This is a genomic window from Sodalis sp. (in: enterobacteria) (assembly GCF_051710625.1).
GTDB lineage: Bacteria > Pseudomonadota > Gammaproteobacteria > Enterobacterales > Enterobacteriaceae > JBPESN01.
The window spans coordinates 25,700-49,925 of record NZ_JBPESN010000002.1 but is presented as its reverse complement, the minus strand read 5'-3'; the positions used below and the strand labels follow the sequence as shown (position 1 = coordinate 49,925).

Genomic DNA, 24,226 nt, shown 5'->3' with positions numbered 1-24,226 from the left:
CTATGGCGTGTGAGTCCCACGTGATGCCCTCCTTTACCCCCGTGCCCGTCTAAGGGCGGCATTATTGGCCCTTGCCGAGCCGGGCAGCCAGCGTTTTTAACGGCTGAAACGGAATATCGGTCACCAGCACATGCTGGCCCGCGAGCAGCCTGTCGCAGAACTGCATAAAGGCCTGCAGTCCGCCGGCATCCAGCATCGGCACTGCATCCCATTGCAAGATGAGGTATTTATCCTCGGGCGTTAGCGCACTGAGCTCGGCAAAGATACGCTCGGCGGCAGCAAAGAACAGCGGCCCGTTGACGCGTACCACCCGCGTCGCCGGCAAACCCAGCGCCCCACAGTACGCCCATCACCGCAACGCCCGCCAGCAATGCCGGCAAATGCGGCGGCAGGCGGATGCCCAGCCGCGGCCAGTAAATCAGTACCCCAAGCGTCACAATACCCACCAGCGTATCGGCAACAGTAAACGTGGGCAGCGCCGAGAGGAGGCCCGCCACTTTGCCAAGATAATGTTCCGGCAGCGGGGCGGTATGCAGATCAAAGAAATCTTTGATCTGCATGGTGCCGATAGTAATGGCGATACCTGAGGCAAAGCCCAGCGTGACCGGCAGCGGAATAAATTCAATCAAGCGGTTAAGACGCGCCAGCCCCATGATAATCAGCAGTAATCCGGACATGAGTGTGGCAATCAGCAGCCCCGCCAACCTGAATTGCTGCGATACCGGGTAGAGGATTACCACAAAAGCAGCGGTCGGACCCGACCCGCTGAACCGCGAGCCGCCGCAAAGTGCGATCGCGATCCCCGCGCCGGCGGAGGTATACAGACCGTATTGCGGCGCCATCCCGCTGGCGATGGCACTGGCGATTGCCAGCGGGATGGCGATAATGCCGACGGTGATGCCGGCGATGATATCTTTGAGCAGGCGTTGCGAGGTGTATCGCTGCTTCCAGCACGCATCAAGCGCGCTGAAAGGGCGTACGCCGGAGAAAAAATGCGTCCTCATTAACTCACTAAACCAAAGCAGGAAAAACGGCGGCCGGCCGTTGAGATGAACTCCTACCATACCCCGAGCGGCAGTAAAAAAACCAGCGCCAAATCAAAGCAAGAGGAGAAAAGTAAACCAGCACCGCATTAGGGCGACGCTGAAAGCGTCGCAAACGAGGGCGGTGAGCGTGGCTTACAGCATAATGGTCATCAAATAAGCGACAAACAGCGCCAGATGGGCGGCACCGTTCAGCACATTGGTGCGGCCAGTGGAGAGAGACCTGGCACACTATCAGCGCGCTTAACATGACCACGATTTGCGGCAGCGACAAACCGAACGTCAGCTGATTGCCGGTGAAAATGGCGATAAGCGTCACCGTCGGCACCGTCAGGGAAATGGTCGCCAGAATCGAACCAAAAAATAGATTCATCGCCCGCTGGACCTGATTGGCCAACACGGCGCGAATGGTGCCCAGGCCTTCGGGAGACAGGATCAGCAGCGTTACCAGGAAGCCAGTCACCTGCTTCGGCGCATTGATAGCGGTCAGCAAATGATCGAGCGGAGCGGCATTAACTTTGATTAGCGCGACCACCGCGATAAGGTGAATGATGAGCCACGCGTCGTGCCACAACGACCCATGGGCAGAGGGTTTGCCGTGCGGATCCTCACCGTCTTCGTCCTCATGCTCATAGATAAACCATTTCTGGTGCGTGCGCGTCTGGATCAGCAAAAAAACTCAGTACATGGCGGCGGAGACAGCGTCAGCAATTAACATTTGCGCGACGGTAAAATCCCCCCCCCCCCCGGCAGCGCGGCGGGAAAAACCAGCACGATAACCGCCAGCGGCATGATCGCCATCAGATATTGTTTGATACCCGCCAGATTGAGCGACTGGGTAGCAAATTTACTGCCGCCCAGCAGCAACGAGAAACTCACCAGGCCCTTCGTCACGATCATGATGACCGAATACAGCGTGTCGCGCGTCAGCGCCGGCGCGGCAGTGCCGGTGGCCATCAGCACCGAGATGAGGCTGACTCTAGAATGACCACGGACAGGGTAAGTATCAACGAAACGAGGGGTTTGCCCAGGCGATGCGCCAGCACGTCGGCGTGGTGCACCACGTTGAAGGTGCTGATCAGAATACCGAGCAACGCCAGCAGATTGACCACCACCAGTGCACCTAATCCTGTAGCGGTGCCCCAGAGGCTGAGCACGCCGCGCGCGGCCAGAGGAAAAAGCAGGCTATATTCTTTATGGCGGGTTCTTAACCGCGGGAGTTGGCAGACGTCATGGTTGACGCTCTCTCCTGGATAAAACGCGGGTTGTCCTGCCCGCGATGCCGCCACGAGCGCGTACCGGTGACCATTACCGGCCGCAATAAGTTTAACATAAAGCCAATCGGGTCAGAGTGATATTTGCATAAATTAACGTTTAGACTCATAAAATGCGTAAGATGGCCATAACTTTTATTATAAAAGAATAGCCGTTGGCATACCATTGATTGCAAGGTGATTTTCCAATTTTTTCTTTATTAGTGATAAATACTGGCACTATCTCGCCAGATAAGACGCGTTTTAACATCTGATAAATGAAATAAAGGTGGGGCAATTAAAAAAATTTGCTTGCGGGGCAAAACGCGCAATGCACTGCTCGGCGACAGCGCAGGGCGTCAATGAGGGAGCACTGACTGAGGCATCAATAGCGTTGTACCCGCCGACAAACGGAGACTCGGCGCCTATACTGAATGATGCCAATGTATATCAAGGAGGCTGTATGCCCTATCAATCCAATTCGTCTTTGCCGGACAGCGTTCCCGGTGTCTTGCCCAAGCACGCGCAAGATATTTATCGCGAAGCCTTCAACAGCTCCTGGGATCAGTATAAGGACGCCGCCGAGCGCTGCGGCCACGAATCGCGCGAGGAAGCAGCGCACAAAGTGGCCTGGGCGGCCGTGAAACATAAATACCAGAAAGGGGATGACGATCGCTGGCACCCCAAAAAAGCCGCTTCAGGGGCGAAACAATAACGCATAGACTCTGCGGAGAGGGGCTTGGCCAGCTCTCGCAAATTGTCGCTTACGACATCCCGCGGCTGACCGTGGTTTTGCCCCGGTCTTAGGCCTCGGCGGTATGAGCAAGCCGCAAGAAAATGGCTTACCCGCCCGCCCACGACGACCGCTTAGGGCCATCAGGATGAGCCGCCTGCGCGATGATCCCCTGGCGCGACAGCGCTATTCGCTCCTGTTGGCGTTGTTAGGCTGTCCTCAGCGGCAACAAGGGCGCCATTATCGATTTTTATTCTAAATGTGACTCGCTTCAAACTTGATTGCGGCGCTAGAAACGCATATGGTCATATTGTTGGTGATTTAATTATAAGCAATAGAACTTAAGAATATCGTTGCGCATTGGCGGCAAAACTTTGCCGCCGCGTTTGAGAGTGGTGGACAGGAGAAAGTAAGCGAGTATTAACGCGAGACTTTTTACAGAAAGCGGATTGTAAAACGGCCTTCGGCATTATCGATGAATCGCTGCTGTTGACGCCGGAACAACGGCGGGCATCGTTGGCGTGTACGCTGAGGCGTCGGCCGGATAATAGCCCGGTGTGGGTTTTCGGCTACGGGTCGCTGATGTGGAACCCCATCTTTGAAGCGGAGGAAGTGCGTCAGGCCAGGCTCGCGGGCTGGCATCGCGCATTCTGTTTGCGTCTTATCTCCGGTCGCGGTACTACGGCGCAGCCGGGACGCATGTTAGCGTTAAAAGAGGGCGGTCAGACCACGGGACTGGCGTTTCGGCTGCCCGAAGCGCGGCTGCATGAAGAGCTGGAGCTGTTGTGGAAGCGGGAAATGCTGACCAGCTGCTATATATTCCCACCTGGAGTGAATTAACGCTCGATAGTGGTGACAGTGTCACTGCACTGGTCTTCGTCATAGATCCTTGCCACCCCTTTTTCGAGGCGGATACCCGCTCGCAGATTATCGCGCCGCTCATTGCCTGCGCCAGCGGCCCCCCTGGCACCAACGCCCAATATCTCTTCGCTCTGGAGCAAGAGCTTAACAATTACAGCATGCAGGATGAGTGTATGGTGGAATTGGTTAAGCAGGTGCACCAGCTGATTCAGGGGCGGGCTGCGGTGAACCAAACGCCGCGAGAGGAACCGCCGCTGGCGGTATAGCTCCGCGCCAAATAAGAGATGCCGCCGCACAGGGCAGCGGCCCCAGGTGTCCATGCCGCAAACGCAGACATTGTCGTGCGACCCTGCCGTGTCTTCGCCGCCGCCCTCGCGCGTCCTCTGCTTCCGGTAGGGTTCTCGGGCTGCCATTGGGCGTCTTTGCGTGCGCAATCAGGATCCGCTGATTTTTATCGCTGTTTTGCCGGCTGGCGCCGTAGCGGGGGTGATAAAGCGGGCCACCAACTGTTTTCTGACCCGCACCACAAATTGCTGCTAAAACAGCACACACACAGTCAAACAAGGCATAGCCGGTCAACGACAGCTACACATTGGCGGCGGCGGTCGCCACGCAGTCGCTCCACTGGTTAAGGCACTGTCCGGGAGCGCCCCGCACCAACTGTTTCACTGTCATGAACAAATTGTACAGCGGCACATGCAGGGCGAACATGGACAACGAGGCCGCGCCAAGACGGGGTGACCAGTGGCGCAGCCAGGCACTGTCCGGGTTACGTGCCAGCGCGCACAGATAGAGAAGCATGAACTGCGACGGCAGCAACAGACCGTTATGCAACAGGAAGTATTAATATTTGGGTACGTGGGTAAACAGCACGGTGGCCGTCAGGAAACACGCCACGATAAACAGAACCATGGCACGGCGCGCGTTAGCCAATAGCATTTGCCCTGCCTGATGTGCCCGTTTAAAGACAACGTAAGCCAGGATGCCGCCGAAAAACTCCGGCACGCGAAACAGCGGCAGGCGCTGCAGCAGTCCGGTTATACGGCACGCCATACTGTTGCTGCCAGATATAACCCACACCGGCGGCAGCAGATAGGCCAGCATGCAGATCCCGAGCCAGGGGTTACGCACATTCATCAGCCGCGGCGCGGCCCAGGGGAACAATAAGTAAAAGAAAAATAGCGCCGACAGCGACCAAAGCGGCGCATTGAACGTCAGAAAATAGGGATTCCACGCCTGCAGCATCAAGAGCTGCAGCACGCTGTTGAACGCCAACTGGACATTATCCATGTAATGGCGTAACAGTTCCGGGTGGGTCTGGCCCAGCACTTCATTGGTGTCATAAACCATAAATCAGATTGTCGCACCGGGGCCTTCGGGCGGTATTGCCAGCCATTCATGAGGGTGACGACCAGCATGAACGACAGCAGCGCCACAATGTGAATGGGATAAAGATTGAACAACCGTTTACGCCAGAAATTGCTGGCCGGTTCGCGCAGTCCGCGGCCGCGTACATACAGGTGAGCCAATAAAAAGCCGGACAGGGCAAAAAAGGCGTTGGTGGCGAAAAAGCCTATATTGGTCAGCCCGCTCAGCCCGAACACCGCCTTGAATTGCGGATAGTGATGGGCGGTATGATAAATCATAACGTAACAGCCAAACAGGAAGCGCAGCCACTCCAGGCCGATAAACCGTTCCTTTTCCAGTTGCGTCATTTTTCCTTCTCCGGGCTGTAAGCATCAGACACGGTAACGGACAGGCTAAACATATAGATATTTAGCAGTATATTTATTATAGTTTATAATGGTAAGTCATCTTGCTGTCTATGCCCATTTCAAATGTGTTAGAGTAAGCGTTCTCGGGTTACTTTGTGGGCAGTCCGGCAACTTGCCGGTTATCAAAGCAACGGCCGCAGCGGCACAGCGGCGAACAGAGAGGGCCATGAACGTCTTTATACCAAACCGGCGGCTTCGCGCCGTCATGTCCCCTGTCATTATGAGAGTTTTCTTAGGCACCCTGGCGGGTAATGCCTACTTCTATTCGCTCCCCGCCGCCGCGTGGGTAACCCAGCCGGACAATGACGCTGCGTTGCTAAGCCAGCAGCAATCGCTGCCCAATCTCGGGAGCGCAAGTGTAAACGAAAGCGGTACGAAAAAGAAGTTGGCGACGTTCGCGTGACAAATGGCGGAAGTCAACCAGTATGAAAATACCGATCAGACCTGGCGCAGTTATCTGCTGGGGGAGGCGAAGGAACGCGTGCTGGACTGATTGCAGCAGAAGAGCGAAGCGTTGCTGTCCCCTCTGGGCTACACGACCGTCACCCTGGACGTGGATGAACGCGGTCGCTTTACTGGCAGTTCTGGTCAGTTATTGCTGCCGCTGGTCGATCAGAAAACGCGCGGTCTGACCTACAGACAATTGGGTTGCAGGGCGTCGATGACGGCGTTGTCGGCAATATGGGCCTCGGCCAACGCTGGAACGCCGTGCGCTGGCTACTGGGCTACAACGTATTTTATGATCAATACCTTAGCCAGGATGGGTTGCGTTGCGGCAGCATCGGTACGGAAGCGCGCAGCGATTATCTGACGCTGTCCTCCAACTGTTATTACCCTCTGTTCGGTATGCACGTCGCCAATGACGACGACGATGAGCTCCTACGCATGACCAGCGGCTACGCTATCACCACCCAGGGATATCTGCCGTTTTATCGCCAGCTGGGCGCGTCGGTAAAATACGAACACTATTTCGGCCAGCGGGTAGATTTTTTCGATAGCGGTAATTATCGCGCAAATCCGGCCGCGGTGGAGCTCGGCGTAAGCTATACCCCCGCGCCGCTCATGACGTTGTCCGCTAAACATAAGTTGAGGGACGCCGGCGAAAGCGCGGAACAGTATCAACTCACCCTCAATTACCCGTAGGTAACTGTCGGCGGATTACGTCGCAGAGGCGCACTCGTTGCGGGGAAACCGCTATGACCTGGCGCCGCGCACTGCGGTGCCGGTGCTGGAATTTAAACAGCGCAAAACCCTGTCGGTATTTCTGGCGACGCCGCCCTGGTCGCTACAGCCGGGAAGCTCATTGGCGCTCGAAGTCCAGGTTTCGGCACGTTACCGTCTGACCGTGGTGAGCTGGCAGGGTGATACCCGGGCGTTAAGCCTGACGCTGCCGGCGGATAGTCGTCAGCCCGACGTCTGGTCCATTATTCTGCGCCCTGGGAGGATGCGCCAGACGCACATAACGAGTACCGCCTATCGGTGACGGTGGAAGATGAGAAGCAACAACGGGCCACCTCCAACTGGATAGTGTTAAAATTTAGCGCACCACTGCAGGCGGCCGCTCATCCTGACGAGGTGTTAACGTTTCCTGCCGGAGACGCGACATGAGTTAATGCACCCTTCGGCATCGTCGCTATAGCATGCAGGCGAGCGTTGCTACTGGCGTGAGAAATAGCGGTTGGGGTAAAAGGCGATGGCGCCTATTCCTTTCCTCGCGGTGGTGAAATAACACGGACGAAACGGCAGGAGAACTGAATATTGTTGGCGACGTCTGAAAATAGCGCTATTTTATCTCAAGGCACAATGCGAAGCGCTTCATTAAATATCACAACGGTTTTCTCGCCTATTCTCCATTTTTTCACCATTATTGTGCATGAATTGAGTGATAAACTTTAACATATTTACTTAGGCTCGTACTGTTTGAAGTTAACTCGCGTAAAGTTATTCTTGTAATGCACGCCACGGTGTTTGATTCTTGCCGAGGGATACAGTTAAAAATAATGAGGAGATATTATGTGTAAATTAACCGCTTTCGCTCTGGCCACTACAATGATGTTAGGTACCGTTCAGCTTGCTTCCGGCGCCGATACAGCCGCGGCGCCGGCCGCATCGGAGAGCGCAAAAATGCATCATCATTTTAAGCACGGACCGATGATGGAACAAATGTTCAAAGGCTTGGATTTGACGACCGCACAGCGGGAACAGATGCGTGATATCGCACGTGATGCAATGAAAAATATGAAGAAGCCGTCGGCGGATGAACATAAACAGCTCCATGGTGTGATCGCTGCCGATGATTTTGACAGTAGTAAAGCGCAGGCACTGGTCACCAGCATGACGCAGGCGCAAAATGAGAGAATGCTGGCCCGTCTGGAAATGCAGAATAAAATGTATAATGTCCTGACGCCGACGCAGAAACAGGAATTCAATAAGAAATTTGAAGAACGTCAAGAAAAGATGGCGGAACACGGAAATAACTAGTTCCGCTAAGGTGTCGTTGTTCCATCGCAGCCTCAGGCTGCGATTTTTTTACCTGAAAATCCTGGGTGCTGGCCCAACGGATATGTTTCTGGCGGTAGTCCTACGGGGGCACTGTTCAAGGGCCATAAATTTTCTTAAGATGCGGGAGAGAAAATCGATACCGGCATTGGTCTCAGACCGTCGGCCCGGAGCGCCCACCATGCGGTTACGTCATATCGAAATCATTCACGCCATCATGGCGTCCGGCAGTATTAGCGGCGCGGCGCGCCGGCTTAAGCGCCTCGCAGCCCAACATCAGCCGCGTGCTCGCCCATGCCGAACAGCAACTCGGTTTCGCCTTGTTCGACAGGCGGCCTTCCGGCCTGTGCCGCCCACGCCGCGGGCACCGCGGCTAATGCCGGAAATCGACCAGCTTTATCTGCATTTGCAGCGCATCGACCAGCTTGCTCAGCGTTTGCGCGAAACGCAGACGCAGCAGTTGCGCATCGGCGCCGCGCATGCGATGGGTCAAGTTTTCATGGTGCAGGTACTGATGGACTACCGTCGTCTGGCGCCGCCGCTGTCGGCAGAGGTAAAATTGGTGACCGGCCACCAGGATACCCTATGCCAGGATCTGTTGGCTGATCGGCTGGATCTAGCGCTGGCGTTTGGTCAATCGGTGGCGCCAGGACTGACGACGGAAGTGCTTTATCGTGCCGATATGGTGGCGCTGATTCCGTCGTCGCTGACGGTCGCGACGCCAGTAAGCCTGGCCCAGATATGTGAACATTATTTGCTAATGATGCAGCCGCAGGATCCTTTGGGCCGGGTAGTATACCGGGCGCTGCAGGCACAGGGCCTGCGCTCTCGCGGCACGCTGCAAATCAAGACCTATTCCGTCATTGCCGATATGGTGCTGACCGTCAGCGGTGTGGGGATTGTCGATACGTTTATCGCCAGCTGCTACGCCGCGCAGTTGCAGGTGGTCGCAATCCAGGAGGCGCTGCCGTTTAAGGTGCAGTGGCTGACAACCGCGTCTCAGGCCGCCGAACCGGCGGTGTTGCTGATGCGCAGCATCATTTGCCGGCAGCGAGAACCGTGGCGTGATACGTCACATTGCGCTCGGACACGGGACATAAGAGCAGACTGGTTGCAGCCTTCCCGGAGGAGGTAAGGCCCGGCATGAGGCACAGGCAAGGTATCGCGGCAATGTGCCGGCGCGCGGCTGCGGGCTATTTCCAGAAATCGTCAAAGACCGTCACCGGCGGGTGGCGCTTGTGCTCGGTGCGCAGATACCAATTTTCAATCACCCGCGCTGCGGCAGCATTGATGGTTTTGCCTTCCAGATAATCATCGACCATTTCGTAAGTGACGCCCTGCGCCGTTTCATCCGGCAGCGCGGGGCGCTCCTCCTCCAGATCGGCAGTCGGTGCTTTCAGATAAAGATGCTCAGGGCAGCCGAGGTTCTGCAATAGGGCGCGACCCTGCCGTTTATTCAGCCGAAAGAGGGGGTTAATATCGGTACCGCCATCACCGTACTTGGTGAAAAAACCGGTCACTGCCTCCGCGGCATGATCGGTACCCACCACCAGACCGGCGGTCATGCCGGCAATGCTGTATTGCGCTTTCATGCGTTCGCGGGCTTTTTCATTCCCTTTGACATAATCGCTTAATACGATACCCGCCTCGCGCAGGAGCGCTTCGCTGGCCTGAATGGCGCTTTTGATATTGACCGTGATCACCCGGTCAGGCTCGATAAACGCAATCGCGTCCTGGCAGTCCGCTTCGTCCTTCTGCTCGCCGTGGGGCAGGCGAACGGCGATGAATTGGTAATCGGCAACGCCGGTTTCCTGACGCAGTTCGCTAATGGCCTGTTGACAGATCTTGCCGGTCAGCGTCGAATCCTGGCCGCCGCTGATGCCCAGCACCAGGGTGCGCACAAAAGTATGCTTTTTTAGGTAAGCTTTGAGAAACTCCACGCTGACCCGAAATTCGGCCGCCGGGTCAATCGTGGGTTTCACGCCCAGCGCCGCTATTATTTCTTGCTGTATTGCCATTGGCTTTGTCTCCTGAAACGTAAAGCTGCGGATATCGCAAACGTCATGATGAGGGTGATGCCAAAAGTGTAAAGCCTAACGCTTAGAAGAGAAAGCGTTACCCGTCTACGATGACATTATCCGTTCCCACCCTTGGCCTTTATCAAAAACAAGCACCAAAAATGAACGGCCTATTTGTAAAAATGCGTTTTGGCATCTAGGCTTACTGATACACACAATGAATGAGGTGACCTTGATAAATAATAAAATGGTTCTGGCTTTTTCCGCCGCTGCGGCGATTTTTTTCCTTTCCGGCTGTACCGCTTACGATCGCGCCGACAGCTATGTGAATAAGCCTGTCGTCAGCGATGTAAAAAAAGGCATGACCAAAGAGCAGGCGCGGGCCATCGGTGGTGTGCCGGCGACGTCTTCGACTATGATTAACGCGCGTGGGACCTGTGATTCTTACGTACGGGGCAACCGTAACGGCAAACTCATTAATTATTTCGTCAGCTATGATAAAACCGGTAAAGTCCTGAATAAAGGGCTCCAGAGCTGCCAGGAATACGACACCAATCCTCAGCAGGGCCAATAAGCCTGCCCACTGTAGCAGGGATGATCGGCTGACGTCCTGACGGATCTGAGTGCGCAGAGCTATCTTCCGCTTTGCCCCGAGGCGGCGTAACAGCGACGGGGTAATTTAATTGAGAATGGATTAATTTAACTGAAGCTGTAACGCGGACGTACTGACGTACTGACGTACTCACGCATAACGATAACGTTGGCTGCTGGATCGGGTCGACGTCTTGCAACAGGGGATTTAGTCCGTGCCCCCGGGGGGGGGTGGGCGCTGCACCCGCACACCCGCACTGTACGCGTTAGCGCATTATCCCCGGCAAGATCCAAACGCGGAGCTGCCCCGTGGCAATCAGGGTACGTTTCGTCGCTCAGCGGCGGGACGCGCTATCACCTTAACGCCTTCGACGATTAACCACTCCCTCGCGACGGTTTATCACTCTCTTGCGACGGTTAACTACTTTCGCACCTGAACGACGGTTAACGGCCCTTGGCAGTAGCCGTTACTCCCACGCTGATTCCTGGTCGTCATCGGCGAGCGCCATCGCTTCACGCTGAGCGCGTCGTTATCAACATCTTCCGTAGTCTCTTGTATCGCAAGGCCGCCACCGCGGACAGACGCGCATGGCGTTCCCCCCTCGACGTTGGCCGGGATGTTAAGAAACATGTCAACGTAACAGGTATTTTCGTTTTTTTTAATCGGCCCTCTCGGCACGTTAGCGCCCGTAGGTATAATAAAAATGAACATTCATTATAGGATTAAGTGTGATGTCTCTCTTAAGATTTTTGGCGGTAGGTCTGATATTTTTCGTCGTGGCCTGCGATCGGCAACCGGAAGCCAGTCCCGACGATGTGGTAACCGAGGTGGGTGTGAAAATGTTGCAGGCTCAGCCGGTTACGTTGACCAGCGACTTGACCGGTCGGGTAAAAGACAGGCTGGTCTCCGAGGTTCGCCCCCAACAAGTGGACGGTATCATTCAAAAGCGGCTATTTACCGAAGGCGATGAGGTCAAGGAAGGGCAGGCGCTGTATCAAATCGGCCCCGCCAGCTACCAGGCCAGCTATGATGAGGCGCTGGCCACGATCCGCGCGCTGGATCCTATCCATGTCGATCTTACCCAGTCCAGCAGTCAGTTGTTGCAACTGCGCCGCCAGCAGGCGTCGCTGAAGCAGGGGCGACACGGTACCGGTGACGGTCACGCTGGAAGACGGCTCGCGCTACCCGCATACCGGTAAACTGGAATTGACCGAGGTGGCAGTGGATGAGGCAACGGGCACCGTCACGCTGCGCGCTATTGTACCTAATCCTCAGCATGACCTGTTGCCGGGGATGTATGTCCGCGCCAACGTCAGTCAGGGCGTGAAGGCCCAGGCTATTCTAGCGCCTCAGCAGGGCATAACCCGCGATGCCAAAGGCAATGCGACCGCGCTGGTGGTCGGCAACGATAACAAAGTGGCCAGCCGTCAAGTGACCGTCGATCGGGTTATCGGCAGCCGCTGGCTGGTTAGTGCGAGATTGCAGGCGGGCGATCGAATGATCGTGGAAAATACCAGTAAAGTCCAGGTCGAGATGACGGTAAAGGCGGTTGAAACGGACACGTCGTCTAGCGCCGCGCAAGCGACCGACGATCGCGGAGGAGAGTGACATGTTAGCTGGTTTTTTCATCCGCCGCCCGGTTTTTGCCTGGGTGATTGCCATTATTATCGTGCTGTTTGGTCTGTTAAGCATCAACACCCTGTCGGTGACCCAATATCCGGACATGGCGCCGCCGCAAATTACCATTGAAGCGGCCTATACCGGCGCCTCGGCAGAGACGCTGGAAAGCAGTGTTACGCAGGTTATCGAGCAGCAACTTACCGGCCTTGACGGGCTGTTGTATTTTTCATCCACCAGCACGGCCTCCACCGGCCAGTCTAAAATTACCGTCACCTTTGAACAGGGCATCCGATTCGGATATTGCGCAGGTCCAGGTGCAAAATAAAGTACAGCAGGCGGAAAGCCGGCTGCCGGATTCGGTCACGGCGCAGGGGGTCACGGTGGCGAAAGCGTAGTCCGACTTTCTGCTTATTATGACGCTTTATGATAACGCCAACAAAAGCACCTCCTCGGACGTGGCGGATTACCTGATAAGCAACATGCAAGACACCCTGGCGCGCGTGCAGCGGGTCGGGGATGTGCAGGTATTCGGCTCTGAATATGCGATGCGCATCTGGCTTGACCCGGCGAAACTGGCGGCGTATTCCCTCATGCCGTCCGATGTGGAAACCGCGTTTGGAAACCAAGATACTCAGGTCTCCTCGGGGCAAATCGGGGCAGCCCGCCGGTAAAGAACAACAACTGGTGGCAACGGTACGCTCCCGTTCGCGCCTGCAGACGTCGGAGCAATTTCGCCGCATCGTGTTGAAAACCAACAGCGGGGGTTACATTGTGCGCTTGTCCGATGTGGACCGCGTTGAGATGGGCGATGAGGACTACAGTATCAATGTACTGGCCAACGGCCACTCCGCCGCCGCTATGGCGGTGAAACTGGCGCCTGGCGCCAATGCGCTGTCCACGGCGGAGAAGGTGAAAAGCACCATCAGCGAGCTGCAACAGGGTATGCCGTCGGGATATACCGTGGCCTATCCGCTGGACAGTACCGAGTTCATCAAAGTGTCTATAGAAGAGGTGGTGAAGACGCTGGGAGAGGCCATTGCGCTGGTGGTTGTGGTCATGTTCGTCTTTTTACAAAACTGGCGCACTACCCTTATCCCCGCTATTGCCGTGCTGGCGCTGTTTGGCTGTTCCATCAACACGCTGAAGATGTTCGGCATGGTCCTGGCTATCGGTCTGCTGCTGGACGATGCCATTGTGGCGGTAGAAAACGTCGAACGGGTGATGCGTGAGGAAAAACTCTCGCCCCGGCACGCGACGGCGAAATCCATGGGGGAAATTACCGGCGCGCTTATCGGTATCGCCTTGGTCCTGTCGGCAATATTCTTGCCCATGTTGTTTTTCAGCGGGTCGACCGGGGTCATTTACCGCCAGTTTTCCATCACCATTGTGTCTTCCATGATCCTGTCGGTGGTGGCGGCGCTGACCCTGACGCCCGCACTGTGCGCCAGCTTTCTCAAGCCGCATGATAACGAGCATAGCAAAAAGGGGTTTTTCAACGAGTTTGACCGTTACTATAACGCGCTGCAAGCACGCTACGAAAATCGCGTCGGGCATGTCATTTACGGCCCGGTCTGTTATTTGCTGTTGTATGCGGTTTTGCTTTTGGCCCGCGCCGTGATGTATCTGCGTTTGCCCGCCGGCTTTCTACCGACGGAGGATCAAGGGTATATCATAGTGCAATACCAACTGCCGTCCGGCGCGACGGATAGCGAACGCAACAGGTGCGCCGCGAGATCCAGCAATACTTCCTGACCAAAGAAAAAGACAACATCAACGTTGGCATGTTGGTGAACGGTTTTAGCTTTGCCGGCAGCGGTCAGCACGCCGGGGTGGGTTTTATTGCCCTGAAAAATTGGAGCGATCGTCAGGGATCGGCAAACGCGGCGGACGCCATCGCCCAGCGGGCGATGAAACAATTTGCCAGCCCGCGCGACGCACAAGTGTATGTCTTAACGCCGCCTGCTATTTCCGGCCTGGGTCAATCCAATGGTTTTACTTTTGAACTTCAGGCCCGCGCCGGCACCGATCGCAGTTAACTCTTGACCCTGCGCGACCAGCTTATCGCCAACGCAGCCAAAGACGCCACGCTTGCCAGGGTGCGCGCCAATACGCTGCCGGATTTGCCCCAGTTACAGGTCAATATCGATGATAATAAGGCCGAACCGCTGGGATTATCGGTCAGCAATATTAACGCTGCCCTCGGCAGTGCGCTGGGGGGCCTATATATGTGAACGACTTTTCCGACCGCGGACGGGTTAAAAAAGTGTATATACAAGGCGATGCCGATCTTCGAGGTAAACCCGAGGACATCAATCGCTGGTTTGTGAAAGGTTCGGACAGCGACGGTAATGACACCATGGTACCGTTTTCCTCCTTCTCCACCTCCCATTGGCTCTATGGTGCGGATACCTTATCCCGCTACAACGGTCTGGCGTCGTATGAAATTCAGGGTGAGGCGGCCCGCCGGCAGCAGCTCGGGCGCCGCGATGAACCAACTGGAAGCACTGGCCACGCACTTACCCGCGGGCAGTACCCATGTCTGGTCGGCGTTGTCGTACTAGGAACGTCTGTCGGGCAATCAGGCGATGTCGCTCTACGCCATTTCGCTGCTGGTGGTGTTCTTGTGTCTGGCGGCACTGTATGAAAGCTGGTCGGTGCCCTTTGCGGTGATGATGGTCGTGCCGCTTGGCGTGGTAGGATCGCTGCTGGCCGTCACGCTGCTGGCGATATTCCTGGTGCCGCTGTTCTTTGTCATCGTCAGGAGGATTTTCCCGGGCATCCCGCCCGCGCATCCCGCCGTCAACGCCACCGATGTGAACAGGGGGGCATGAATATGTTAGCAAGGCACATTGTCATGGTGGTACCCTTTTTGCTGGCCGGCTGCCTGTCGCTGGATCCTCACTATACGCGTCCGGCGGCGCTAGTGCCCGCGAGCTTGGCAGAAGGCGGCGCCTATGCCTCGCTCGGCCACGGGCCGGGCAGCAATTACCGGGACATTGGCTGGTGGGGCTATATTCTGGACGCCCAACTGCGCCAGACGGTAGCACTGGCGCTGGACAGCAGCCGGGATCTGCACGAGGCCGTCGCCGACGTCAAAGCGGCCAGGGCGCAATATGGCGAACAGCGATCGGATCTGTTCCCCACCATCAATGCGGAACTGACCCAGAGCCGTTCCCGCGCGCTCACCGGTGAAGGCAATCAAACGGCCATCAGCCACAGCGCTGAAGCCAATGCCAGCGTCAGCGCTTTTGAACTTGATTTGTTTGGCGAAAACCAGAGTTTGACCCGGGAGCAATATGAAACCTGCGCAGTACCCGGGTAACCGTGCTGTACAATACGGTCTACTACTGGCTGGTGCTGGCTGCCGGCAGAAGCAATTTGGCGATTGCGCAGCAAACGGCGCAAAGCGCGCAGCAAACCCTTGCGGTGACGCAGAAGAAATTAGAGCACGGCATTGTCTCCGGAGTGGATGTGGCCTCGGCCGAAACAACCTACCAATCCGCGATGGCCAATATCGCCAGCTACCAAACCAGCGTGGCGCAGGATAAAAATGCGTTGGATCTGGTGGTAGGGCAAAAGCGTGCCGGCCGCCTGGCTGCCTGCGGGAATCGAACAGCTGGCCGGCGCCTTAAGTGACATTCCCGCCGCCATCTCATCGCAGGTGCTGCTAAACCGACCGGATGTGCTCCAGGTGGAGCACAATCTTAAGGCGGCTAACGCCAGCATCGGCGCAGCGCGGGCCAATTTCTTCCCGTCCATTTCTCTGACGACGTCGGCCGGGGTGGGCAGCGCCGCGCTATCGTCATTGTTCAAACATGGGGCGGGCGTGTGGTCCTTTGCCCCCAGCGTCTCGCTGTCGTTGTTTACCGGCGGCTATAATCTTGCCCAGTTGAATTATACCCACGCGCAGAAAGAACTTTACGTCGTCACCTATGAAAAAGCGGTGCAAACAACGTTTCAGGAAGTAACCGATGCGCTGGCGCGGCGAGGTACCCTTGGCGCGCAACCGGCGGGACATACGCACTATGTTGACGCAGCCGGGCGTTACTATCATTTGGCCGTTCTGCGTTATCAAAACGGCGTCGATACCTGTTTAAATGCGCTGGATGCGCAACGGGAACTGTACAGCGCCAGAACGCAATTGGTGAGCACGCAGTTGGAATATTATCAAAACTTAATCACGCCTGATAAAATCATGGGGGGCGGGACGGCGCTGGCGGAATCAAGCTTGTCGCTTTAATACCACGCGAGGATGCCCTAACCCCGGCTGAGGGTGGCGCTTGTCATGCCGGCCGGGCAGTATTCGCCCACGCGGCCATTTCTTGCGCCAGACGGTTTCTCTCCGGCAGTCTGCAAGGTAACATAGGGCCTTTTACAGGGGTTAGCATTGGTCACAAGGGGAAAGTGGTGAGGAAAAGGGCTGGCGAGGATTTCCATGCGCAACGCCGCGCGCAGATTACCGAGGCCGCGCAAGCGCGGTTTGCGCAATCTGGTTTCCACGGCGCCTCCATGGTCGAACTGGGTCAACAATCCGGCCTCAGTGCGGGGCAGCTTTATCGCTACTTTGCCAGTAAAGAGGCGCTGATTGATGCGGTTGTGCGGCTGGTCGCCCGGCAATGGTATAGTCTGTTAACGGAAAAATTAACCGCCCTGGAGGATTTCGCGGCCAGGCCCGCAACGCCCGGCGGTGAAGCGGTGGCGGGTATGGTGTGGTCCGGGCGCCATTCAGGCTGAGGGGGTGCGGGCTGAGTTTACGCCCGGCGTCATTTGCCGGATCAACTCGTCAAGCAAGGGTCTGAAGGCGGCATTATGCTACGCGATATTCACATTTTCGCGCATGATCAAGCCGTCAATGAGCAAGGGAAAAATGTACAGACGCGTGCGGATTTAGCTGTCACGGGCGTTGGTGTTAAGCGCTCTAAAATGGCTGAAGGCATAGTCCTGTAACGTCAGATGAGCGTGGCTAATGATATGCTGGATATGGCCGTTGCGGCTGGATTCCGCCGAGATAGCCAGCATGAGAGCGATACTGTCCCATGCATCGTCATTGACTTTATCGCGGGCAAAGAGCGTGAGCCGGGGGCTATCGTCCTCCAGGATATTATCGGCTTGTATTTTCTGCTGTAGCCGCTCGACAACGTTGCTTACCAGCGCCGCGATTATCTCGCTTTTACCGGTAAAATAACGGTAAATCAGGCCGGTACTGATAGCCGCCATACTCGCGATTTCTTGCACGGTGGTGTTGTGAAACCCTTTTTGCATGACGCATTTTTCTGTGGCAGAGAGTGTTTGTTCGGCACGATTTATTTTCATCGTTTAGCCCTGTTCACCTGCAAGGTTCACAGGTATGCGGCCCTGGCCCAGTTTAACATGGGGCGCAGTGCAGGCCTAACAATTCATTTTTGGCACCATCATCGCCCGTCGTCTGACCGATGGCGGTGACGGGCTTGGTCTTCGGGGGGCAAAAAAACGGTAAGCGTCAAAGGCGCTTACCGCCTGTAATCCCGACAACGATCGCCTGTCAGGCGGGCACCCCGCTTCAGTATCGCCATCTTTCAGCCCCAACTGCTGTTTAAAGCGCCGTGCGTCGCCGCCGAGGGCTATCGGCTTGAGATGCTATAGGCTTCGAGGATTGTAATGGCGCGACGCCCGGTCCAGCAAGAGCGCGTCCAGGTTACCGTTCGGCACCACGATGCCGTCCACCGTGATAGACGGATTGCCCTCAATGGTGCCGTCGATGGGCAGGGTGGAGCCGTCGCTCGCCTGCAGATTGCCTATGTGCGATGCCATCAGCTTGGCATGGATACCTTCTGCTTTCAGCGCCTGCAGCGCGGCCAGCACATCGGCGGCTTCGACCCCGTCGCTGACCAGAAGCGCCACCTGTCGGCCCTTGAGCGGCCCAGGGCAGGTCGCATACAGGCTGAGCGTGGGTTCGCGGGTTATACCGTTTACCGGCGGCAGCGGCGCGGTTTTTTGCGCTTCGTCGGACAGGCGATAGCCGAGGCGTGCGGCGACCTGCGTGGCCAAATTGACATAGACGCGGGTAAGCAAATCTATCACATTTTCGCGGATATAAATGACGGGCGACTTTACCTAACTCGAAGCTGAACGCATCGATAATGTGCTGCTGCTCGGTTGGGATTTGGCTGAGCCAGAATAAACGCGGATGGGCAAAATATTCATTGAACAATTCGCTGCGCTGACGGATTTTCTCGCCGTCCACCCCGTTCATGATAGGGTTCAAAACCGCCGTTTTCCGCCGCCAGCGCAGTTTCACGCGGCCAGTTATCGTTGAGCGAGTTGGGCTCATAGGCGGCAGGGTTGGTATCAATATCCTGACGGTGCGTGCTATCGCGCTGGAAATTATGATAGGGGCAGACGGGGCGGTTGATGGGAATTTCATGGAAATTAGGCCCGCCCCGGCGGCTGATTTGCGTGTCCGTATAGGAAAACAGCCAGCCCTGCAGCAAGGGATCGTTGCTGAAATCAATGCCCGGTACGATATGGCCCGGATAAAACGCGACCTGCTCCGTTTTGGTGAAGAAATTATCCGGATTACGGTTGAGGGTTAATTTGCCCACGATCTCAACAGGTACCAGCGCCTCGGGAATGAGTTTGGTGGGGGCAAGCAAATCGAAGTCGAATTTCTCTTCGTCTTCCTCGGGAATGAGCTGCAGACTTAATTCCCACTCCGGGTGATCACCCGCCTCAACGCCTTCCCAGAGATCGCGGCGGTGAAAATCCGGATCTTTCCCCGAGATTTTTTGCGCCTCATCCCAGACCAGCGCCGCCTTTCCGGCCAACGGTTTCCAATGAAAACGAACAAAGGTGCTGTTACCTGCGGCATTCACCAGGCGGAAGGTATGGATGCCAAAGCCTTCCATCGTACGCAGGCTTGCGCGGTATGCCGCGGTCCAACATTGCCCAGAACATGTTATGCAGGGTTTCCGGCTGTAGGGAGACATAGTCCCAGAAGCTGTCGTGGGCGGTTCCCCCCTGGGGCATTTCATTATGGGGTTCTGATTTTAGCGCATGGACAAAATCAGGGAATTTATGGGCATCCTGAATAAAAAACACCGGCGTATTATTACCAACCAGGGGAAAATTGCCTTCCTCCGTATAAAATTTCACCGCAAAACCGCGAATGTCGCGCACCGTATCGGCGGAGCCGCGTGAACCTTGTACCGTGGAAAAACGCACATAGACCGGCGTTTTCACCGCGGGATCGCGCAGAAAAGCGGCCTTGGTAATATCGGTGAGCGGGCGATACACCTCAAAAACGCCGTGCGCGGCAGAGCCGCGGGCATGCACGATACGCTCCGGTATGCGTTCATGGTCAAAATGGGTGATCTTCTCACGCATGATGAAATCTTCCAGCAGCGTGGGTCCCCGCTTGCCGGCACGCAATGAATTTTGATCATCGGCAATTTTGGTGCCTTGATTGGTCGTCAGGGGCTGTTTTTCAGCGTTCTTACGGTGTGGCTCCAGCGCCGTCAATTTGGCGTTCGTGGTCTGGGGAAACTTGCCAGAACCGGACGCCGTGGGCTGTTGACCCGGTTCGGAAGGGCCGAACTGCGCCTGATGACTACCGTCATCGGGGACCAAATGGCCAAGACCAGGTTGGGATGACCGGCCGTCCGGCGCCGGGGCAAGATGTGACAGGCTTTGCTGGGCCCGGGAAGGATCCTTGGGTGTGTCGACATGGCTTAGTTGCTCTTCTCACTATTTACAACCGGGTAAGTAGCGGTTTACCACGGCCTTTTGGGATCGGTTGGATCAACTATAGAACAGATTTCCCTAGCCGTTGTAAGAACAATGGCGTGGGCTTTTGTCGGCTCTAAACCCTGTTATTCAGTAGAAACCGTGGGTTAGCGCGAAAAACGAGGGCGGCCGACGGGTTAAAGACCTTCGCCCAGCGCGCTGATAACGGGGTGAACCAAGAGGAAATAGCCGCACCCGTCCGCACCGGGTCCGGGCTTAAGGGCCAACTAGCGCTTTCTCTATCGTTACGATAACCAGCGCCGTTAAAAGGGCCTGCGCCCGGTGTCAGGGGGCAGGCAACAGGCTGGCGCGCAACCCGCTGCCATAGCGACTGAACGGACTCGGGGACGGCCAGATGGCGTACCAGCGGCGTGCCGGCCGGATGCTGTAGCGCGAAAATCAACGCTGCGATACATACCAAACGCTCCAGCTGATTGTCCTTTGCGGGGCGCAAAAGCGGCACGCGGAAGCGCCAGCGACAAGGGCCACAGCAGCGGCACACCGGCGGGTGTCAGTATGTCGGCGGCGATATGGCTTAAATGACCGATTATCATGGCGTGAAACACATCAAGCGGGATGATGCTTTGCGGCGGAAAACGCAGGGTAAATAGCAGGATACCGGTTATGATCGTCAGCAGGCTGTGGGTGAAGCCGCGATGGCCGCAAAGACGGGCGATAGGGACGGACAGCCAGGTTAACCGCTGCCCCAGTACCGATTTGGGGTGATCGATATCCGGCAGCAGACAGGTAAGCAAGCCGGCGGCGACAATATGCCACCAGTCGCCCTCGGCAAGCGGCGGGTCTGAGGGCCATTTTTTTGGCCAAAATGGTGCTAACCAAGGCAAAAATGAAATGCCCTTCGGCGGTCATAGGCGGCACGGGGCAAAATGGCTGGTCATTTGTCCAGCATAGAGCAATCCCGTGCCGTCAGGAATAGGTTACCTTGTAACTTTTTTCTGCCCGTTAGCTCGCCCGCCCGCCGCCGTCTACCGCCAAGGGTGTAGACGTTAACATAATCCGACGCCGCCAAGGCCAGGAAGACCGCCGGCCCCATCAAATCGGCGGGCAACCCCCAGCGACCCGCGGGTATGCGCTCGAGGATCGCCTGGCTTCGTGCCGCATCCTCGTGCAGTTGCTGGGTATTTATTGGTCGCCATACTTACCCCGGCGCCATCGCGTTAACATTAATGCCATGCTGCGCCCATTCGTTGGCCATCAGACGCGTTATTACGCCCATCATGGTACTTTTTGAGGCGGTAGTAAGAGGGAACGCGAATCCCGCATTGATAGGAAAGCATCGAGGCGATATTGATAATTTTCCCGCCGCGGCCCTGTTGAATAAATTGACGGGCCGCCGTCTGAGCAATAAAGAATAGCGACTTGATATTGAGATCCATCACATCATCCCAGTTCTTCTCGCTGAACTCGATAGCATCCTGGCGGCGAATAATACCGGCGTTATTGGCCAGAATATCTACATGACCAAATGCCGCCACCGCCTGGGCGATAACCGCGGGGGTCACCGCGGTATCGCTTAAATCGACCTTAATCGACAGAAAACGGCGGCCGCGCGTCTCTACCTGCCGCGCGGTGTCGTCCGGCTCCACGATATTGACGCCGACGATGTCACAGCCCGCCTCCGCCAACCCGATAGCCATACCTTGGCCGAGTCCGGTATCACACCCGCGGTAATGACCGCGACTTTCCCCTCTAATGCAAAGAGCTCTCCAGAATCATAATGCCACCTTAATGTTGACGGCCGGAGGCGGCCGCCGGTGTTAATGTCGCTGCAGCCGGCCCGGCCGCAGGGTAATTAGCGTAATTCGCTGACGCGCAGATGGTCCATATCGTCAAACACTTGGTTTTCGCCGACCATTTCCCAAATAAAGGTGTAATTTTTGGTGCCGACGCCGGCATGGATAGACCAGCTGGGGGAGATGACCGCCTGCTGATTCCGCACCACCAGGTGGCGCGTTTCCTGCGGTTGGCCCATCATGTGGAAAACGGCCGTTTCGGGGTCCATATTGAAATAGAAGTACGCTTCCATCCGCCGTTCATGGATATGACAGGGCATGGTATTCCATAGATTGCCTCCCGCCAGTTGGGTTAATCCCATCCTAAGCTGGCAGGTGGGAAGGACATCCGGCACGATAACCTTATGGATAATGTGGCGATTGCTAGTGACGTTGTCACCTATCGTTTGCGACGTCGCCTCGGCCAGCGTGATTTTACGGTTGGGGTAGGCGGTATGCGCCGGCGCGCTGTTGTAATAACACAACGCGGGCTGGTCGGCGCTGTGGCTCTCGAAGTGGAGATGGCGCGCGCCCTGGCCGATATACAGTGCTTCTTGATGGCCTATTTCATAGCGTGTGCCGTCGACATTGATGACACCGGGACCGCCGATATTAATAATCCCCAATCCGCGCCGCTCAAGGAAATAACTGACGCCCAACTGTATGCCAACCTCATCGCCGATGGTCACCGCCTGCGTCACCGGCTTGATGCCGCCGACGATGATGCGGCCAATATGGCTATAGGTCATGGTGTATTGATCGTCGGTGAAAATCCGCTCAATAAGGAATTCGCGGCGCAGCCCTTCGGTGTCAAGCTATTTGGCATGGTCGCTGTAAATACTTTGACGAACCTGCATGGTAAGCCGCTCATAGCAATCTGCGGGCATTAGCCCGGTGAGCGCGGCCGCAGACAGAACCATCGGCGCGACTCGCCGTTAGTTTTCTCTGCCACGGGTGTAACATCATCATAAAACTGACGGCACGCCAATTCAATAATATTAAAATAATGTTTTATTTTTATGATGGCGGTCATGGATCTGGCAAATCGGTTAGGGAACGCGCCGCGTTCGGTTTACACTGGACCGACTACTCTCTGTATCGGGCGTGACGTAACAGAATAATGATGAGGAGCTTGATGAAAACTTTTTCTGGATAATGAAACGCCTTGGGGAGCTCTGGGCGGGGCGTTAAACGCAAGGTGATGACCTTCAGTGATGAGCTGAAGATGGTCTGCGTGCATTTCGCCAAATGCGCGGTAGGCACGCCGCATAAGCATGAAATTCACGATCAGATTGCCTATGTAGCGGCGGGCCGTTTTGGAGTCACCATCGACGGCGAAACGTGCACTCTCGGGGTCGGCTATGCCTACCGGCGGTAAAAGAACAGCTTCACGGGGTCGTCGCGCTGGAAGACAACAGCGTCTTTATCGATACCTTTAGTCCCAAGCGCGACGATTTTCTGTCCTGACGGCCTTTGCAGAATATAAGTTGCCTCCAGAGCCAGCAGCGACGGGAGCTGCACCTCTGGGCCAGACGCCAGCGCGGGTCGTCGCGCAGGCTGGCTTACGGCGCGACAATCAAGCGCATGCGCGGCGCCCGGGTCGCAATCATGCCATGGAAGGAACCTTCCATGGGTAGAGCACCGCATCGGCGCAACGTCCAGTTCGGCGGCGGCCTGTAAATACACTTCCGGATGCGGTTTGCTGTAGGGAATATGTTCTGCCGAGACAATGACTTGGAAATACGGACGCAGCGAGAACATCTCCAATACCCGTTCCAGCATGAAGCGCGGCGAGGCCGAAGCCAGACCGATTTTTAATCCGCAGTCCGCTGCCAGCGCCTGCTCTACGCCGGGCAGCAGCGGCCGCTGCTGCTCTATCTTCCCCAGCGCTCAGTCAGTGATGCGCTCGCTGATCTCTCGCCGCGACGGGCCCTGCTAGGGGGATGCCTGATACCCAACCTCATTAATCCGTGATCCCAACGTATCGGGCAGAGTGGCGGCGATGCTGCTCGCTTTGCCTAATTCGGCGAAGACCATCAGCTCCGCCTGATGCCACAAAGGCTCGGAGTCAATAATCAGTCCATTTATGTCAAAGATCACGGCGTGCTGTTTGGGGGGCGTTGCCATAACAAAACGTTTCCTGTGGCTAACGATAAGCGGGCGTGTCACTACACGCAGGCGCGGCATTGCGGCGGTATAAAAGGCTTTTTAAGAAAACAGTAAAGCAAAAAAATTAAATTATAGATAAACTTAAGCAAATCGGAGCTGCGTCGTTTTA

The 24,226-nt window shown here is 56.1% G+C and carries 13 protein-coding genes and 13 pseudogenes; 13 read left to right on the top strand and 13 right to left on the bottom strand.

Going from position 1 to position 24,226, the window contains the following annotated elements; translation table 11 throughout:
• Positions 1-61: 61 nt before the first annotated feature.
• From ACTBDU_RS01195 to chaA, 3 genes and pseudogenes are all read right to left on the bottom strand, one after another.
• The gene (locus ACTBDU_RS01195) at positions 62-310 is read right to left on the bottom strand and encodes an STAS domain-containing protein (RefSeq protein ID WP_438805253.1); all 249 of its coding nucleotides are present in this window, start codon (positions 308-310) and stop codon (positions 62-64) included.
• Positions 311-338: 28 nt separating this feature from the next.
• Positions 339-1,004 (bottom strand): annotated as a pseudogene (locus ACTBDU_RS01190) (SulP family inorganic anion transporter); the annotation flags it as partial.
• A 174-nt stretch (positions 1,005-1,178) separates the two neighbouring features.
• Positions 1,179-2,227: pseudogene (chaA, locus tag ACTBDU_RS01185) on the bottom strand (sodium-potassium/proton antiporter ChaA).
• Positions 2,228-2,759: 532 nt separating this feature from the next.
• Between chaA and chaB the strand changes: the two are divergent.
• Both chaB and ACTBDU_RS01175 read left to right on the top strand, forming a co-directional pair.
• Entirely contained in the window at positions 2,760-3,011 is a 252-nt protein-coding gene (gene chaB / locus ACTBDU_RS01180) for a putative cation transport regulator ChaB (protein WP_438805252.1), read from the top strand.
• A gap of 486 nt (positions 3,012-3,497) precedes the next feature.
• Positions 3,498-4,156 (top strand): annotated as a pseudogene (locus tag ACTBDU_RS01175) (gamma-glutamylcyclotransferase).
• Positions 4,157-4,475: 319 nt separating this feature from the next.
• Here ACTBDU_RS01175 and ACTBDU_RS01170 read toward each other — a convergent pair.
• The 3 genes from ACTBDU_RS01170 to ACTBDU_RS01160 are packed head-to-tail and all read right to left on the bottom strand — an operon-like array spanning position 4,476 to position 5,605.
• Positions 4,476-4,691: a hypothetical protein gene (locus tag ACTBDU_RS01170; protein WP_438805251.1), complete on the bottom strand. Its 216-nt coding sequence runs from the start codon at positions 4,689-4,691 to the stop codon at positions 4,476-4,478.
• A 42-nt stretch (positions 4,692-4,733) separates the two neighbouring features.
• The gene (locus ACTBDU_RS01165) at positions 4,734-5,240 is read right to left on the bottom strand and encodes an acyltransferase family protein (RefSeq protein ID WP_438805250.1); all 507 of its coding nucleotides are present in this window, start codon (positions 5,238-5,240) and stop codon (positions 4,734-4,736) included.
• Positions 5,135-5,605, bottom strand: a complete 471-nt coding sequence (locus ACTBDU_RS01160) for an acyltransferase family protein (protein WP_438805249.1) — start codon at positions 5,603-5,605, stop codon at positions 5,135-5,137. Before ACTBDU_RS01160 ends, ACTBDU_RS01165 begins: the two co-directional genes overlap by 106 nt.
• A gap of 226 nt (positions 5,606-5,831) precedes the next feature.
• Here ACTBDU_RS01160 and ACTBDU_RS01155 point away from each other — a divergent pair, with 226 nt between their 5' ends.
• The 5 genes and pseudogenes from ACTBDU_RS01155 to ACTBDU_RS01135 all read left to right on the top strand — a co-directional run bounded on the left by ACTBDU_RS01155 (position 5,832) and on the right by ACTBDU_RS01135 (position 9,299).
• Complete coding sequence (locus ACTBDU_RS01155; RefSeq protein WP_438805248.1) at positions 5,832-6,068, top strand: hypothetical protein; 237 nt, start codon at positions 5,832-5,834, stop codon at positions 6,066-6,068.
• A gap of 150 nt (positions 6,069-6,218) precedes the next feature.
• Positions 6,219-6,808, top strand: a pseudogene (locus ACTBDU_RS01150) (inverse autotransporter beta domain-containing protein).
• A 37-nt stretch (positions 6,809-6,845) separates the two neighbouring features.
• Positions 6,846-7,148, top strand: coding sequence for a hypothetical protein (locus ACTBDU_RS01145; RefSeq protein WP_438805247.1), 303 nt, complete (start codon positions 6,846-6,848; stop codon positions 7,146-7,148).
• 530 nt (positions 7,149-7,678) lie between these two features.
• A complete protein-coding gene (gene spy, locus ACTBDU_RS01140; protein WP_438805246.1) occupies positions 7,679-8,146 on the top strand; it encodes an ATP-independent periplasmic protein-refolding chaperone Spy in 468 nt (155 codons plus the stop codon).
• A 199-nt stretch (positions 8,147-8,345) separates the two neighbouring features.
• On the top strand, positions 8,346-9,299 hold the full coding sequence (locus tag ACTBDU_RS01135; RefSeq protein WP_438805245.1) for a LysR substrate-binding domain-containing protein: 954 nt from the start codon (positions 8,346-8,348) through the stop codon (positions 9,297-9,299).
• Positions 9,300-9,357: 58 nt separating this feature from the next.
• Here the strand turns inward: ACTBDU_RS01135 and nadE are convergent, their stop codons facing one another.
• Positions 9,358-10,182 carry an ammonia-dependent NAD(+) synthetase gene (nadE, locus tag ACTBDU_RS01130; RefSeq protein ID WP_438805244.1) on the bottom strand — a complete coding sequence of 275 codons (825 nt, stop codon included), beginning with the start codon at positions 10,180-10,182 and terminating at the stop codon, positions 9,358-9,360.
• 235 nt (positions 10,183-10,417) lie between these two features.
• On the opposite strand from nadE, the gene osmE reads away from it, so the two are divergent.
• From osmE to ACTBDU_RS01105, 5 genes and pseudogenes are all read left to right on the top strand, one after another.
• Positions 10,418-10,756 (top strand): osmotically-inducible lipoprotein OsmE, encoded by a 339-nt coding sequence (osmE, locus tag ACTBDU_RS01125; protein ID WP_438805310.1) that lies wholly within the window; start codon positions 10,418-10,420, stop codon positions 10,754-10,756.
• A 749-nt stretch (positions 10,757-11,505) separates the two neighbouring features.
• Positions 11,506-12,382, top strand: a pseudogene (locus ACTBDU_RS01120) (efflux RND transporter periplasmic adaptor subunit).
• 1 nt (position 12,383) lies between these two features.
• A pseudogene (locus ACTBDU_RS01115) lies at positions 12,384-15,114 on the top strand (efflux RND transporter permease subunit); the annotation flags it as partial.
• Between the two features lie 113 nt (positions 15,115-15,227).
• Positions 15,228-16,634 (top strand): annotated as a pseudogene (locus ACTBDU_RS01110) (efflux transporter outer membrane subunit).
• Between the two features lie 167 nt (positions 16,635-16,801).
• Entirely contained in the window at positions 16,802-17,128 is a 327-nt protein-coding gene (locus tag ACTBDU_RS01105) for a TetR/AcrR family transcriptional regulator (RefSeq protein ID WP_438805243.1), read from the top strand.
• Between the two features lie 153 nt (positions 17,129-17,281).
• Here the strand turns inward: ACTBDU_RS01105 and ACTBDU_RS01100 are convergent, their stop codons facing one another.
• The 5 genes and pseudogenes from ACTBDU_RS01100 to kduI form a co-directional block, all read right to left on the bottom strand.
• Positions 17,282-17,707 (bottom strand): TetR/AcrR family transcriptional regulator, encoded by a 426-nt coding sequence (locus ACTBDU_RS01100; protein WP_438805242.1) that lies wholly within the window; start codon positions 17,705-17,707, stop codon positions 17,282-17,284.
• Between the two features lie 219 nt (positions 17,708-17,926).
• Positions 17,927-20,056, bottom strand: a pseudogene (gene katE, locus ACTBDU_RS01095) (catalase HPII); the annotation flags it as partial.
• A 478-nt stretch (positions 20,057-20,534) separates the two neighbouring features.
• Positions 20,535-21,025, bottom strand: a pseudogene (locus ACTBDU_RS01090) (metal-dependent hydrolase); the annotation flags it as partial.
• 93 nt (positions 21,026-21,118) lie between these two features.
• Positions 21,119-21,848: pseudogene (kduD, locus tag ACTBDU_RS01085) on the bottom strand (2-dehydro-3-deoxy-D-gluconate 5-dehydrogenase KduD).
• Between the two features lie 120 nt (positions 21,849-21,968).
• Positions 21,969-22,805 (bottom strand): annotated as a pseudogene (gene kduI / locus ACTBDU_RS01080) (5-dehydro-4-deoxy-D-glucuronate isomerase).
• Positions 22,806-23,096: 291 nt separating this feature from the next.
• Between kduI and ACTBDU_RS01075 the strand changes: the two are divergent.
• Positions 23,097-23,415: pseudogene (locus tag ACTBDU_RS01075) on the top strand (cupin domain-containing protein).
• A 98-nt stretch (positions 23,416-23,513) separates the two neighbouring features.
• On the opposite strand, the pseudogene hxpB reads toward ACTBDU_RS01075, so the two are convergent.
• Positions 23,514-24,075: pseudogene (gene hxpB / locus ACTBDU_RS01070) on the bottom strand (hexitol phosphatase HxpB); the annotation flags it as partial.
• Between the last annotated feature and the right edge of the window lie 151 nt (positions 24,076-24,226).

Bases quoted from the DNA above. Each gene is read 5' to 3' on its own strand.
- chaB (WP_438805252.1), top strand. From the start codon at position 2,760: ATGCCCTATCAATCCAATTCGTCTTTGCCGGACAGCGTTCCCGGTGTC.
- ACTBDU_RS01170 (WP_438805251.1), bottom strand. From the start codon at position 4,691: ATGCTTCTCTATCTGTGCGCGCTGGCACGTAACCCGGACAGTGCCTGG.
- ACTBDU_RS01165 (WP_438805250.1), bottom strand. From the start codon at position 5,240: ATGGTTTATGACACCAATGAAGTGCTGGGCCAGACCCACCCGGAACTG.
- ACTBDU_RS01160 (WP_438805249.1), bottom strand. From the start codon at position 5,605: ATGACGCAACTGGAAAAGGAACGGTTTATCGGCCTGGAGTGGCTGCGC.
- ACTBDU_RS01155 (WP_438805248.1), top strand. From the start codon at position 5,832: ATGAACGTCTTTATACCAAACCGGCGGCTTCGCGCCGTCATGTCCCCT.
- spy (WP_438805246.1), top strand. From the start codon at position 7,679: ATGTGTAAATTAACCGCTTTCGCTCTGGCCACTACAATGATGTTAGGT.
- ACTBDU_RS01135 (WP_438805245.1), top strand. From the start codon at position 8,346: ATGCGGTTACGTCATATCGAAATCATTCACGCCATCATGGCGTCCGGC.
- nadE (WP_438805244.1), bottom strand. From the start codon at position 10,182: ATGGCAATACAGCAAGAAATAATAGCGGCGCTGGGCGTGAAACCCACG.
- ACTBDU_RS01100 (WP_438805242.1), bottom strand. From the start codon at position 17,707: ATGAAAATAAATCGTGCCGAACAAACACTCTCTGCCACAGAAAAATGC.